General features: G+C 66.0%; 12 protein-coding genes. 7 read left to right on the top strand and 5 right to left on the bottom strand.

Annotated elements, in window-relative coordinates:
• Positions 1-81: 81 nt before the first annotated feature.
• Positions 82-744, bottom strand: coding sequence for an orotate phosphoribosyltransferase (gene pyrE, locus QUW25_RS08575; protein ID WP_289511793.1), 663 nt, complete (start codon positions 742-744; stop codon positions 82-84).
• A gap of 372 nt (positions 745-1,116) precedes the next feature.
• On the opposite strand from pyrE, the gene asnS reads away from it, so the two are divergent.
• The 5 genes from asnS (at position 1,117) to QUW25_RS08550 (ending at position 6,736) form a co-directional block, all read left to right on the top strand.
• Complete coding sequence (gene asnS, locus QUW25_RS08570) at positions 1,117-2,520, top strand: asparagine--tRNA ligase (RefSeq protein ID WP_289511792.1); 1,404 nt, start codon at positions 1,117-1,119, stop codon at positions 2,518-2,520.
• Between the two features lie 248 nt (positions 2,521-2,768).
• Positions 2,769-4,034, top strand: coding sequence for a CapA family protein (locus tag QUW25_RS08565; RefSeq protein ID WP_289511791.1), 1,266 nt, complete (start codon positions 2,769-2,771; stop codon positions 4,032-4,034).
• Positions 4,035-4,139: 105 nt separating this feature from the next.
• Entirely contained in the window at positions 4,140-4,511 is a 372-nt protein-coding gene (locus QUW25_RS08560) for a hypothetical protein (protein ID WP_289511790.1), read from the top strand.
• A 131-nt stretch (positions 4,512-4,642) separates the two neighbouring features.
• Positions 4,643-5,638, top strand: a complete 996-nt coding sequence (locus QUW25_RS08555) for a hypothetical protein (RefSeq protein ID WP_289511789.1) — start codon at positions 4,643-4,645, stop codon at positions 5,636-5,638.
• 132 nt (positions 5,639-5,770) lie between these two features.
• On the top strand, positions 5,771-6,736 hold the full coding sequence (locus tag QUW25_RS08550) for a type I phosphomannose isomerase catalytic subunit (protein WP_289511788.1): 966 nt from the start codon (positions 5,771-5,773) through the stop codon (positions 6,734-6,736).
• Between the two features lie 227 nt (positions 6,737-6,963).
• On the opposite strand, the gene mscL is transcribed toward QUW25_RS08550, so the two are convergent.
• From mscL to QUW25_RS08535, 3 genes are all read right to left on the bottom strand, one after another.
• Complete coding sequence (gene mscL, locus QUW25_RS08545; RefSeq protein WP_289511787.1) at positions 6,964-7,449, bottom strand: large conductance mechanosensitive channel protein MscL; 486 nt, start codon at positions 7,447-7,449, stop codon at positions 6,964-6,966.
• Between the two features lie 102 nt (positions 7,450-7,551).
• Positions 7,552-8,013, bottom strand: a complete 462-nt coding sequence (dtd, locus tag QUW25_RS08540; protein ID WP_289511786.1) for a D-aminoacyl-tRNA deacylase — start codon at positions 8,011-8,013, stop codon at positions 7,552-7,554.
• A gap of 61 nt (positions 8,014-8,074) precedes the next feature.
• Complete coding sequence (locus QUW25_RS08535; RefSeq protein ID WP_289511785.1) at positions 8,075-9,619, bottom strand: carboxypeptidase M32; 1,545 nt, start codon at positions 9,617-9,619, stop codon at positions 8,075-8,077.
• A gap of 155 nt (positions 9,620-9,774) precedes the next feature.
• Here QUW25_RS08535 and QUW25_RS08530 point away from each other — a divergent pair, with 155 nt between their 5' ends.
• Together QUW25_RS08530 and QUW25_RS08525 are read left to right on the top strand one after the other, a co-directional pair.
• Entirely contained in the window at positions 9,775-10,728 is a 954-nt protein-coding gene (locus QUW25_RS08530) for an ROK family protein (protein WP_289511784.1), read from the top strand.
• A 98-nt stretch (positions 10,729-10,826) separates the two neighbouring features.
• A complete protein-coding gene (locus QUW25_RS08525; RefSeq protein WP_289511783.1) occupies positions 10,827-11,285 on the top strand; it encodes a PTS sugar transporter subunit IIA in 459 nt (152 codons plus the stop codon).
• Positions 11,286-11,381: 96 nt separating this feature from the next.
• Here the strand turns inward: QUW25_RS08525 and QUW25_RS08520 are convergent, their stop codons facing one another.
• Positions 11,382-12,233: a class II fructose-bisphosphate aldolase gene (locus QUW25_RS08520; RefSeq protein WP_289511782.1), complete on the bottom strand. Its 852-nt coding sequence runs from the start codon at positions 12,231-12,233 to the stop codon at positions 11,382-11,384.
• Between the last annotated feature and the right edge of the window lie 144 nt (positions 12,234-12,377).

Genomic DNA, 12,377 nt, shown 5'->3' with positions numbered 1-12,377 from the left:
CCGGGGCCCCCACCCCCCCGGGGGGGGCCCCCCCGGGGGGGGGGGGGCCCCCCCGCCCTTCTCGGTGCTTCTTGCTGGGCGCTACTTGACGCCGTACTGCTCGTAGTAGGCGTCGATGGCGGCCTTGAGCTCGGGCGTGATGACGGTGCCGTCAAGGGCCTCCACCACGTCGGCCATGGAGACGATGCTCGCTACGGGGAAGCCGTACTTCTCCTGGATTTCCTGCTGGGCGGTCACCTTGCCACCCTTGCCCACCTCCATGCGGTTGAGGCTCACGATGAGGCCCTTGACCTCAACGTTTGCGGCGCCGGTGACCTTGGGATAGGTCTCGTCGATGGACTTGCCCGAGGTGGTGACGTCCTCGATCATGATCACGCGGTCGCCGTCGACGAGCTTGGAGCCAAGAAGGCCGCCCTTGTCGGCGCCGTGGTCCTTCTCCTCCTTGCGGTCGGAGCAGTAGCGGACCTCCTTGCCGTAGAGGTCGTGCAGGGCGATGGCGGTGGTCACGGAGAGGGGGATGCCCTTGTACGCCGGCCCAAAGAGCACGTCAAAGTCCAGGCCAAAGTTGTCGTTGATGGCGTGCGCGTAGTACTCACCCAGGCGCTTGAGCTGGCTGCCCGTGACGTAGGCGCCCGCGTTCATAAAGAACGGGGACTTGCGGCCGCTCTTGAGCGTGAAGTCGCCAAACTTGAGGACGTTGGACTCCACCATGAAGTCGATGAATTCGCGCTTGTAGGCTTCCATGCGTGCTCCTTTCGGGGGCGCTTCTGTTGCTGACTCGATTCTAGCTTTGCCGGCCGGGGCGTGCGCCCTGAAAAATGGTGCGGCGGCATGTCCTTCTCGCCATGTCCTGAAAATCGGGACCGTGGCAGGCGTGGGGACCTTTTCGCCTGCCATGGCTCTGATTTTCAGGACATTTTGCGCCCTACCTCCGATTTTCAGGACACTGAATACCAGGTGCCCGGTAAAGCCGCGGCGAGAAGGACCCGCGGCGAGAAGGGCCTGCGGCGAGAAGGGCCTGCGGCCGGAGGGGCGCGCCGGGAGCGCTCGCACCCCCAATGCGGTACAGTTAAGCGTTGGAAAACAGGGCGAGAAGTACGCATAAAGGAGAAGCCCGTGGAACGCACCCACATCTCTCAGCTCTTCGCCGACATGGACGAGCTCGGCGGCACCACCGTCACCGTTGCCGGCTGGGTCCGCTCGGTCCGCGACATGAAGAACTTTGGCTTTGTCATGCTCAACGACGGCTCGTGCTTCAAGGACCTGCAGGTCGTCATGAACCGCGAGACGCTCGCCAACTACGACGAGATCGCCGCGACGGGCGTTGGCTCGTCGCTCGTGGTCACGGGCTCGCTCGCGCTCACGCCGGAGCGCCCGCAGCCCTTTGAGCTGCAGGCGGCCCAGATCCGCGTGGAGGGTGCCTCTGCGCCGGACTACCCCATGCAGAAGAAGCGCCAGACCCGCGAGTTCCTGCGCACCCAGCAGCACCTGCGCAGCCGCACCAACCTCTTTCGCGCCGTCTTCCGCGTGCGCTCCGTGGCGGCCTACGCCATCCACCGCTTCTTCCAGGAGCGCGGCTTCGTCTACGTGAACACGCCGATCATCACCACCTCCGACGCCGAGGGCGCGGGCGAGATGTTCCGCGTGACCACGCTCGACGTGGAGAACCCGCCTCGCACCGAGCAGGGCACCGTCGACTGGTCGCAGGACTTCTTCGGCCACGCCGCCAACCTCACCGTCTCCGGCCAGCTCCAGGCCGAGAACTTCGCGCTCTCCTTTGGCGACGTCTACACCTTTGGCCCCACGTTCCGCGCCGAGAACTCTAACACGCGTCGTCATGCCGCCGAGTTCTGGATGGTCGAGCCCGAGATGGCCTTCTGCGACCTCGCCGGCGACATGGCCTGCGTGGAGGAGATGCTCAAGTACGTGATCAACTACGTCATGGGCGCCTGCCCGGACGAGATGGAGTTCTTCAACAAGTTTGTGGACAAGGGCCTCATCGAGCGCCTCACCCACGTTGCCACCTCGGACTTTGCGCACGTCACCTACACCGAGGCCATCCAGATCCTGCAGGAGGCCGCGGCAGCGGGCCACGTCTTCGAGTACCCCGTGGAGTGGGGCTGCGACCTGCAGACCGAGCACGAGCGCTTCCTCACCGAGGAGCACTTCAAGCGCCCGACCTTCGTGACCGACTACCCGGCCGCCATCAAGGCGTTCTACATGCGCCTCAACGACGATGGCAAGACCGTGGCGGCCGTGGACTGCCTCGTGCCCGGCATCGGCGAGATCGTGGGCGGCTCGCAGCGCGAGGAGCGTCTCGACGTGCTGGAGCGCCGCATCGCCGAGCTTGGCATGGAGCCGGAGCAGTACAAGTACTACCTCGACCTGCGCCGCTACGGCGGCTGCCAGCACGCGGGCTTTGGCCTGGGCTTCGAGCGCATGGTCATGTACCTCACCGGCGTTGACAACATCCGCGACGTCATCCCGCACCCCCGCACCGTGGGCAACGCGGACTTCTAAGACGAGCTTCGGGGCCGGCCGCGCGCCGGCCCTTTTTTATGACACTGACGTCAGAGCTGGGTGTCATGTGTTCTTCTCGCCAACCAAAACCTGACAGGTAGTGGTTCTTGAACAAAGAGAAGGAGAAATAAGATAGCTGTATACTTTGGCTGAGAACCACTACTTGCTAGGTTTGCTGAAAGGCGCGCTGCATCCCCAGACATGTCGTGCGACAATGGGGCGAGAAGAACCCTCGCAGAGGAGGCTCCATGGATTCCATGACCGAGCATCGCAAGCCCACGCCGCGCAAGCCGACGCCGCGCTCTGGTAGCGCCGCGCACCGGGGCGTCACGCTCACGCGCCGCGGGCTCCTGGCCGCTGCGGCGCTCGTGGGCGTGGGCAGCGTTGCCGCGTGCATGTCCCAGCTCCCTCCCGCCGAGGAGGAGACCCCGGGCGTGGTCATGGACCGCGGCGCAACCGCCGAGCCCGCTGACGTAACCGTCCTCATGGTGGGCGACATCCTGGTGCACCCGAGCGTGTGGAAGAGCGGCGAGAAGGCCAACGGCACGCGCAACTACGATCACCTCTTTGAGCACGTCCGCGATGACGTCCAGGCCTCAGACATTGCCATGCTGGACCAAGAGACGCTGCTCGGTGGCGACGAACTGGGCCTCTCTGGCTACCCGGTCTTCAACGGGCCGCAGGAGATCGGCACCGCCGAGGTAAACGCCGGCTTTGACGTGGCGCTTCACGCCAACAACCACGCCCTCGACAAGGGCATGGCGGGCATCGAGGCGGAGCTCGCCTTCTGGCGCGAGAACCACCCCGAGATGACGGTCACGGGCATGGCGGACAGCGAGGAGGCGGCCGACGTGGTGCCCGTCCTCGAGCGCTCCGGCCACAAGATCGCCATCCTCAACTACGCCACCAATACCAACGGCATTCCCCTGCCCGAGCCCTGGGCCGTCCGGATGATCAGCGAGGAGCAGATCGCCGCGGACATCGAGGCGGCGCGCGTTGCCGGCGCGGAGGCCATCGTGGCCTGCCCGCACTGGGGCACCGAGTACGCCGCCGGCCCCGACGAGGAGCAGCTGCGCTGGGCGCAGGTCCTCGCGGACGCCGGCGTGGACGTGATCATTGGCAACCACCCGCACGTCATGCAGCCCTTTGAGGTGGTGCAGAGCGCGGACGGCCGCTCCGTGCCTGTCTTCTGGTCCACGGGTAACTTCGTCTCCGGCCAGGACAACAAGGCCTCCATGATCGGCAGCATCGCACGCGCCACGCTGACCTTCTCGGGAGGGGGCGTGCGCGTGAGCGAGTTCAAGATCGTGCCCATCATCACCAACAAGGCGGGCACGACGGGGCTCACCACCTATAAGCTGTCCGAATACACCGAGGAGCTCGCCGCGGGCAACGGCATTCGCAACGACTCCAACTGCGCGGACTTCACCCGCCAGTGGTGCGTCGACTTCTGCCAGGAGCGCCTGGGCGCCGGCTTTAACGCGGAGACCTGCGAGTACGTCTGGACTGCGTAGCCAACTTGACGCTGGCGCCAGGGCCGAGCACCGTGAGACCGGCGTCTGCGGCACGCCCATTGGGGTACCATCTCCAATACTTTGCATCAAAGGGAAGGAACCCGCATGGGCTTTCATTGCTCGGATTGCGTGTACGCAAGCTTCGCGTTTCATGAGGAGTCCGGCCTGTACCAGGGGGCGTGCAGCCGCGGCTACACCCTTGCCAACCCTCACGTGAGCACCAGCCCCGAGAACCACTTCGCGGCGAGTCCCCGCGAGCTCGTCCCCACGGTGGACCCGTTTGGCGAGGAGTACCTGCGCACCTCCAACGTCTGCGAGCGATTCATCCGCCCGCAGGACCTGCCCGACGCCTCGCATCACGAGCACCATCTCTTCCACTTTGGGCATCACGGTCACGGCGGCCATGCGGACCACGAGGACCATCTCGCGCCTGACGCCCACGCTGCCAGCAATCACGGCGAGAAGGACGCCCGCTAGCGCCGGTACTTCTCGCCGCGCCCCGCGCCGCCCGTCTACCGAGCGGGACCGCCTTCCGCCCTCCCTCCGCCAGATGGCAGCTTCTTTTCAGATATGCTGTTCAGAGTCTTGGTTCAACCGGGGGAGGGCTCATGGGTAGAGGGAAAAGGCTCGGCGCGCTTCTGGGCACGATCACGCTTGCCGCCTCGCTTGCGGCGTGCGGTGGGAACGCGCTCGGCTCGGGCGAGGGGATCCAGCTTTCCGACCTCGAGAAGATGAGGGACGACTATGTGGGCAGCTGGGAGCTGAGCTCCGCCGAGTTTGAGAACATGACCATCACGGAGGACGACTATGCCGAGTTTGCCAGCCTCGGCATGCACGTGACGCTTGACCTTGACGATTCTGGGGCGCTTCTCGTTGACGCCTTTGGCGAGCAGGACGAGGGCTCGTGGGAGATCGCGGACGAGGACACGCTCTCCCTCACGCTCGGGTCGGACACGGTGGACGTGCCGTTTGAGGACGGCGAGCTCACCCTGACGTACGACGGTGAGACGATGGTCTTTGAGAAGGTTTCCGACGAGCCCAACATGGACCGTGACCCCGCGGAGAACTCCGGCGACGGCCTGGCGGAGCAGATCCAGAACATGGACGAGACCCTCGAGGAGGAGGGACTCGACGATGGCTCGCAGGACGCTGAAGAGCTCGACCAGACCGTGAGCGCGGGCGGGCCCGAGAGCCTGGCGGACCTCCTGAGCGACGAGTGGATTCTCCAGACGCAGCTCTACGTGGCAACGGTGACCATAACCGACGAGCTGGACGTCGTTGTCTGCGATGACGAGATGGCAAGGATCGTCATCGACGGCATTGGCTACGACGCCGAGGGGGACACCGGCTACCACCTTGTCATCGAGAACCGCTCCGATACGGACTACCTGGTATCCAACATCACGACGACGCTCGACGGCGAGGACGTGTGGATGAACGCCACGCTTGGCGCGCCCGTCCGCGCGGGTGAGACGGTCGAGGGGTTCTTCTACTTCGAGCAGGACGAGGGCCTCTCCGTCACGCCCGAGTCCAGCTGCGACTTCATCCTCGGGCTCTATGACGCGGACGAGAGCCTACTGGGGTTCTACGAGGTCTCGCTCTAGCGGTGTGGCTCGGCGCGGAGACCTGCCGCCACGGTGCGGCGCCGCAATCCGACGGTACTTCTCACCCGGCGGGTCTATCATGTGAGACGGGCTGCCGGCCCGCATCTGTCCAAATCGCAAGAATGAGGAGCCATGTCTGACATCGCGCGTGACCTTATCTTTCCCGAGCCCATCTTTCACGAGAAGATCTGGGGCGGCCGCAAGCTGGCCGACGACTTTGGCTACACGATCCCGGACGGCCCCATCGGCGAGTGCTGGGCGATAAGCGCGCACCCCAACGGCGACTGCGTGGTGGCCGAGGGCGCCTGGGCGGGCACGCACCTCTCCGAGCTCTGGGACGCGCACCGCGAGCTCTTTGGCGGCGTGGAGGGCGACCGCTTCCCGCTGCTGGTGAAGATCATCGACGCCAAGGACAACCTCTCCGTGCAGGTGCACCCCGACGACGCCTACGCCGGCGAGCACGAGAACGGCAGCCTGGGCAAGCGGGAGTGCTGGTACGTGCTGGGCGCCGAGGCGGGCACGCAGATCGTCATTGGCCAGCGCGCGCACGACCGCGCCGAGCTTGCGTCCATGATCGAGGAGGGGCGCTGGGACGACATGCTCAACCTCGTGCCGTGCCACGTGGGCGACTTCTTCCCCATTGAGCCGGGCACCGTTCACGCCATCCAGGGCGGCACGCTCATCCTGGAGACCCAGCAGTCCTCCGACGTCACGTACCGCGTCTACGACTACGACCGCGTGGGCGACGACGGCAAGCCGCGCCCGCTGCACATCCAGCAGAGCCTCGACGTGGTGGACTATGCGATGGAGGCGCCCGCGTCCGGCGAGGTCACCGCGCCCGAGGTGGACGGCGTGACCGAGCTCATGGAGTGCCCCAACTTTGTGGTGGACCGCGTGCGCGTGAGCGGCGAGAAGAACGTGGGGGAGGAGTGGCCGTTCCTCTGTGTGAGCGTGATCGAGGGCTCCGGTACCGTGTGCGCCGCCGAGGCCGGCGTGGAGCACGAGATTGCCCGCGGGACGCACTTCCTGGCGCCCGCCGGCTGTGGCGAGCTGCGCTTCTCGGGCAACATGACCCTCATCACCTCCCGCCTTCCGTAGCACACTCGTCCTTCTCCCTCCCAAATCTACAATTCTGGGCCTGGAATGTAGATTTGAGCGGCATTAAGCAACTTGAACCCTCCCAAATCAACGTTCCAGCGAGAAAAACGTGGTTTTGGGAGGGTCTGCTGACAAAGGTGACAGGGTAAACTGTCATGAAATGCGCCGCCCAACATTTCGTCGGGCGGCGCATTTCATGACAGTTTACCCTGTCACCTTTGTCAGGTTTAGGCCTCGATCTTCTCGCCGCAGTGCGGGCAGCGGGTGGCGCCGGCCTTGACCTCCTCGAGGCAGTAGGGGCAGTGCGGGGCAGCAGCCTCCTCGGCAGCCTCCTCGTCGGCCTCCTTCTTGGCGATGGCGTCCATCTTCTCGCGCATGGTGTTGAGACCCTTGACCATGCAGAAGACCACGAAGGCAATGATCAGGAAGTTGATCACAGCGCCAATGAACGCGCCGAGGTCAATGTACTCGGGCGCGGCGTCGGTGCCGGGGACCATCCACTTGAGGCCGGCGATGATGTTGTTGGCCTCGTCCGCGGCGCCGCCGGTGGCGGAGCTGGTCACGGCGGTGAGGAAGTGGATGCCGGGGGTGATGACACTGGTCACGAGGGAGTTGACAATAGCGGTGAACGCACCGCCGACGATGATACCAACGGCCATGTCCATGACGTTGCCGCGGGCGATGAACTCCTTGAACTCATCGACGATCTTCATGCAGGGACCTTCCTTTTCGTACGCTAGATGCACAATTATTCAATCATATCATTTTCAGTCTGCATCCAGCTCAGGCCCCAAGTTCAACCAATGGGTGAAGCGCTAGCTCCAGCCTAGCTCGTCCGTGTCGAGAAGAACGGTGAACGGGCCGTCGTTGACCAAGCTCACGCGCATGTGGGCGCCAAAGACGCCGCGCCCCACACGGTCGGCGCCGAGGTCCGCCTCCGCGAGCTCGCAGAAGCGCTCGTAGAGGTGCTCGGCGAGCTCGGGGGAGGCCGCGCCGGTGAAGGAGGGCCGGTTGCCGCGTCGGGCGTCGGCGTAGAGCGTGAACTGGCTCACCACGAGCAGGCTGCCGCCCGTGTCAACGAGCGAGCGGTTGGTCTTGCCCTCATCGTCCGCGCAGATGCGCAGCGCTGCCACCTTGCGCCAGAGGCGCTCCGCGAGCGCCTCGTCGTCGCCGGGCGCCACGCCCAAGAGCACGAGGTAGCCGGCGCCGCAGCTGCCTGCCACGGCGCCGTCCACCTCAACCTGCGCGCTCTCGACGCGCTGTATGAGCGCTCGCATCCCTAACCCCTCCGACTAAAACCTGTCCCAAAATCTCTGAGCGAAAAAACACGTCCCCAATTTACAGACGGTAGAGGGAGGTGAACTTGGTGGTGAGGTAGTCGGTGTAGTAGGAGGCCAGGAAGGGCTCGCCGCAGGCTGCCTGGATGAGCTCGCCGGAGTCCTTGGCGCGGCCCCAGTGCCAGATGTTGTCGCGCAGCCAGGCGCGGACGGGCGCGAGGTCGCCCGCGGCGCACGCCCCCTCAAAGTCCACGCCGCCGCGCACCATGGCCGCCTTGAGCTGCGCGCCAAAGGCCGATCCCAGCGCGTAGGTGGGGAAGTAGCCAAACGAGCCGTCGGACCAGTGCGTGTCCTGAAGGGCGCCGCGCGTGTCATCCGGCACGGAGACGCCGAGGTACGCGCGGTACTTCTCGGCCCAGAGGCGCGGGACGTCCGCCGCGGTGGCCTCGCCCGAGAAGAGCATCTGCTCGATCTCGTAGCGCACGAGGATGTGCAGCGGGTAGGTGAGCTCGTCGGCCTCGGTGCGCACGAGCCCGGGCTCGGCGCAGTTCTCGGCCAGGTAGAGCAGGTGAGGCGTCACGCGGGCAAACTGGCCCGGGAAGTGCTTGCGCAGCACCGCGAGCAGCGGAGCGGCAAACGCCTCCGAGCGTCCCACGAGGTTCTCGAAGAAGCGCGACTGCGCCTCGTGCATGCCCATCGAGGTGCCCTCGGCAAGCGACGTTGCCGCATAGGCGGCGTCCACGTTCTGCTCGTAGAGGGCGTGTCCGCCCTCGTGAAGGATCGAGAACACGTTGGAGAGCAGGTTGTCCGCATAGACGTGGCCCGTGACCACCACAAAGTCGCGCGACATGCCGCAGGTGAAGGGGTGCTCGGTGCGCCCGATCCAGAGGGCGTCCATGTCCAGCCCCTCAAGGCGCGCGAGGTCGTCGGCCAGGCGCCACTGGCGCTCCACGTCAAAGGAGCCGTCCACGCATTTGTGCGTCGGCTTGTGGCGACTCGCCATGCAATCCGCCAGAAGCGGCACCACGCAGTCCTTCACCTGCGAGAAGAACCGGTCGTAGAAGGCGCGGTCGGTCCCGTGCTCAAACTCGTCGAGCCAGACGTCGTACGGGTCCTTCTCGGCGTTCTTGTAGCCGGCGATGCGGCGCATGGACTCGACGATGCGGTCCACGTAGGGCTCGAAGGACGTCCAGTCGTTGGCGGCCTTGGCGCGGCGCCAGACGTCGTTTGCCTCCACGGTGAGGCGGCTGAAGGCGGCCTGCTCCTCGGCAGGAACGTCCAGGAGCGACGCGCGGTCGCGCCTCAGCACCTTGATCTGCGCGAGGCGGGTCTCGCCAACAAGCTCGGGCTCCTGGGAGAGGCGGTCGAGCAGGGCGCCCGTGGCAGGGTCGCACAGGGCCTCGACGCTCATCTGCTGCAGGTGCGCCAGGGCCTCGCCGCGCTGGGCGGTCGCCTTGGGCGGGTCGATCACGGGGCCGAGCGAGCCGATCTCTGCCATCGCGTAGCGCAGCGAGAAGAGCCTGCGCTCGAGGTCGTCGAGCGCCTCCATGTCCGCACGGGGGTTGGAGAGCGCGGCGTTGATCTGAGTGGGGTCCGTTTCTGCCATGTCTGCTCCTTCGCTGTCGCGTGTCTTACGCGCACCTATTGTCCCACAGTCCGGCGTATATCCGACCAATCGCAGAAAGAACGCGCACGAGAGCCGCCCGCGCCCGTATCATCGTGACGATGGAACTTTGTCTGAAAGGCTGAAAGGGGACTCCCATGGAAGCGGTACTCGGAATCGACGTTGGCGGCACCAGCATCAAGGTCGGCCTCTTCACGCCTGAGGGGGAGCTCCTCGAGGAGCGCAAGATCCCCACGCCCGCGCTCGTTGACGCGCAGGCCTACGCCACAGTGACGGAGGGCATCGGCAAGATTCTCACTGCCCACGACGCCGCGCCGGAAAACGTCATCGCCTGCGGCCTGGACATCCCCGGCCCCGTGGCCGAGGACGGCACCGTGGGCTTTCTGCCCAACATCCAGCTCGACCCGGAGGGGCTCGTGGGCGCGCTTACCGAGGCCTTCCCCCACGCGACCATCGCCTTCGTCAACGACGCCAACGCGGCCGCCCTCGGCGAGCTCTGGGCCGGCGTGGCGCAGGGCACCTCGAGCTACGTCCTCATTGCCCTGGGCACGGGCGTGGGCGGCGGCATCGTCGTGAACGGCCGCCTCATAGCGGGCGCCTTTGGCGCGGGCGGCGAGATCGGCCACATCACCGTCAACCGCGACGAGGAGCTCGTCTGCGGCTGCGGCCGATGCGGCTGCCTCGAGCAGTACGCCTCCGCCAAGGGCATCGTGCGCCTCTACCTGGAGGAGTGCGAGAAGCGCGGCGTCACCCCGGTCCCCGTTGAGCACGCCACGGACACGCTCTCCGTCTTCCGCGCGCTCGCGGGCGGCGACGAGTGCGCCAAGCTGGCCGTCCACCAGATGTGCGACTACCTCGCCCAGGCGATGGCGCTGATCTCCTGCGTGACCGACCCGGCGATGTACCTCATCGGTGGCGGCGTGGCGGGCGCCTTTGCGACCTTCGCGCCGGAGCTGCGCGAGCTCTTCTCGCGCTATGCGCTCCCCACGTGCAAGGACGTGCGCATTGAGGCGGCGAGCCTTGGCAACCAGGCCGCCATGTACGGCTGCGCCTACGAGGCCCTGCGGCTGCGCGAGCAGAACGTGCTCTAGAACGTGCCATTTGCGTCAGGGTTTGGATGGACCGGCGGGGCGATGGTAGTATTCTTGGCGGAAGGCGCAGAGCGGCTTTTGCCGGGTGAGGAGTCATGATGAGCGAGTATGTCCCCGTTGAGCACGTGTTTCTCGGCCAGTCCGCGGGCTCCGTGGACGACGTTCTCCGCCTGATGGGAGCCCTTTCCGTCAAGGTTGGCCTTGCCACCGACGAAGAGGCCGTCTACGAGGCCTTCACGGCGCGCGAGGCCGAGGGCACCACGGGCATGACGGGCGGCTTTGCCATCCCGCACGCCAAGAGCGACGCCATCTCCAAGGCCGGCATGATCGTGGCCAAGTTTGACGAGGGCATCGAGTGGGCCTCCATGGACAACGTGCCCGTCACCTGCGCCATTGCCATCATGACGCCCGCCTCCGAGGCCGGCACCACGCACCTGCAGCTGCTCTCCAGGGTTGCCGTCATGCTCATGAACGAGGACTTCCGTACCAGCGTCCTTGCCACCAACGACGCCGAGGAGATCTCCCACCTCGTCAACAACGCCCTCGACGAGCAGTGATGACAAAGGTGACAGGGTAAACTGTCATGAAATGGGGCCCGACACCACCGTGGTGTCGGGCCCTTCTCGTCTCGCCTGAGCGCGCGGTCTTGCGGGCTACGCCTTGTTGACGGAGCCGAGGTTGGTCATGCGGACCTTGACGAGGTCGGTAATCTCGGCCATGCCGGGCTTGTTGGGCTTCTTGGGGTCAAAGGTGCCGGGGTTCTCGGCCATGTAGCCCATGAAGCCGCGCATGAACGCCTGGCGCAGCTCGGTGGCGTAGTTGACCTTGCAGATGCCGTTGCTCACGGCCTCGGCGACCTGGTCGTCGGGCACGCCGGAGGTGCCGTGGAGCACGAGCGGCACGTCCACGACGGAGCGGATGGCCTTGACCACGCTCTGCTCGATGTGCGGGGTCTCGGTGTAGACGCCGTGCGCTGTGCCCACGCCAATGGCCAGCGAGGTGCAGCCGGTGCGCTCGACAAACTCGCGCGCCTCGTCCGGGTCGGTGTAGGGGTTCTCGCCCTTCACGGCCGGGCCGTCGTCCTCCTTGCCGCCAACCTTGCCGAGCTCGGCCTCAACGGGAATGCCGAGCGGCTTGGCAACCTTGGTCACGGACGCGGTGAGGGCGATGTTGTCCTCAAAGGTGTCGTGGCTGCCGTCGATCATGACGGAGGTGTAGCCGGCCTTCATGGCCTGGACGGCGCGGTCAAAGCCGTCGCCGTGGTCAAGGTGGATGGCCACGGGGACGCTGGCCTGCTCGGCGGCAACGCGGCACATGGCGGCAAAGTAGTCGAGGTTGGCGTACTTCACGGTGCCGGGCGTGGTCTGCATGATGACGGGGGAGCGCAGCTCCTCGGCGGCCTTCACGACGGCCATGACAAACTCGAGGCTCTCGACGTTGAACGCGCCGACGGCGTAGTGGCCGGCCTGGGCGTCGAGCAGCATCTCCTTGGTGGTGACGAGCATCGAAAACTCCCTTCCTCGCGCCGGGCCGCGCCCGGCTCCAACTGCTGATGCTGCCATTGTACGTATCGCGCGCGAGGCCGTGGGGGAGCGCTCCGGCGGGCGGCGCGGGAAAGGGAAAGCAAAGGCAGGAGCGCGGTTCTTCTC

The organism is Thermophilibacter provencensis, assembly GCF_030372065.1.
In the GTDB taxonomy this organism is placed as follows: Bacteria; Actinomycetota; Coriobacteriia; order Coriobacteriales; family Atopobiaceae; genus Thermophilibacter; species Thermophilibacter provencensis_A.
Note: the sequence above shows the minus strand (reverse complement) of the source record. Positions and strands in the feature narration are given on the sequence as shown.

What these genes read in the sequence shown, in the direction of transcription:
- pyrE (WP_289511793.1), bottom strand. Translation starts at nt 744, where the DNA reads ATGGAAGCCTACAAGCGCGAATTCATCGACTTCATGGTGGAGTCCAAC.
- QUW25_RS08565 (WP_289511791.1), top strand. Translation starts at nt 2,769, where the DNA reads ATGGATTCCATGACCGAGCATCGCAAGCCCACGCCGCGCAAGCCGACG.
- QUW25_RS08560 (WP_289511790.1), top strand. Translation starts at nt 4,140, where the DNA reads ATGGGCTTTCATTGCTCGGATTGCGTGTACGCAAGCTTCGCGTTTCAT.
- QUW25_RS08555 (WP_289511789.1), top strand. Translation starts at nt 4,643, where the DNA reads ATGGGTAGAGGGAAAAGGCTCGGCGCGCTTCTGGGCACGATCACGCTT.
- QUW25_RS08550 (WP_289511788.1), top strand. Translation starts at nt 5,771, where the DNA reads ATGTCTGACATCGCGCGTGACCTTATCTTTCCCGAGCCCATCTTTCAC.
- mscL (WP_289511787.1), bottom strand. Translation starts at nt 7,449, where the DNA reads ATGAAGATCGTCGATGAGTTCAAGGAGTTCATCGCCCGCGGCAACGTC.
- dtd (WP_289511786.1), bottom strand. Translation starts at nt 8,013, where the DNA reads ATGCGAGCGCTCATACAGCGCGTCGAGAGCGCGCAGGTTGAGGTGGAC.
- QUW25_RS08535 (WP_289511785.1), bottom strand. Translation starts at nt 9,619, where the DNA reads ATGGCAGAAACGGACCCCACTCAGATCAACGCCGCGCTCTCCAACCCC.
- QUW25_RS08530 (WP_289511784.1), top strand. Translation starts at nt 9,775, where the DNA reads ATGGAAGCGGTACTCGGAATCGACGTTGGCGGCACCAGCATCAAGGTC.
- QUW25_RS08525 (WP_289511783.1), top strand. Translation starts at nt 10,827, where the DNA reads ATGAGCGAGTATGTCCCCGTTGAGCACGTGTTTCTCGGCCAGTCCGCG.
- QUW25_RS08520 (WP_289511782.1), bottom strand. Translation starts at nt 12,233, where the DNA reads ATGCTCGTCACCACCAAGGAGATGCTGCTCGACGCCCAGGCCGGCCAC.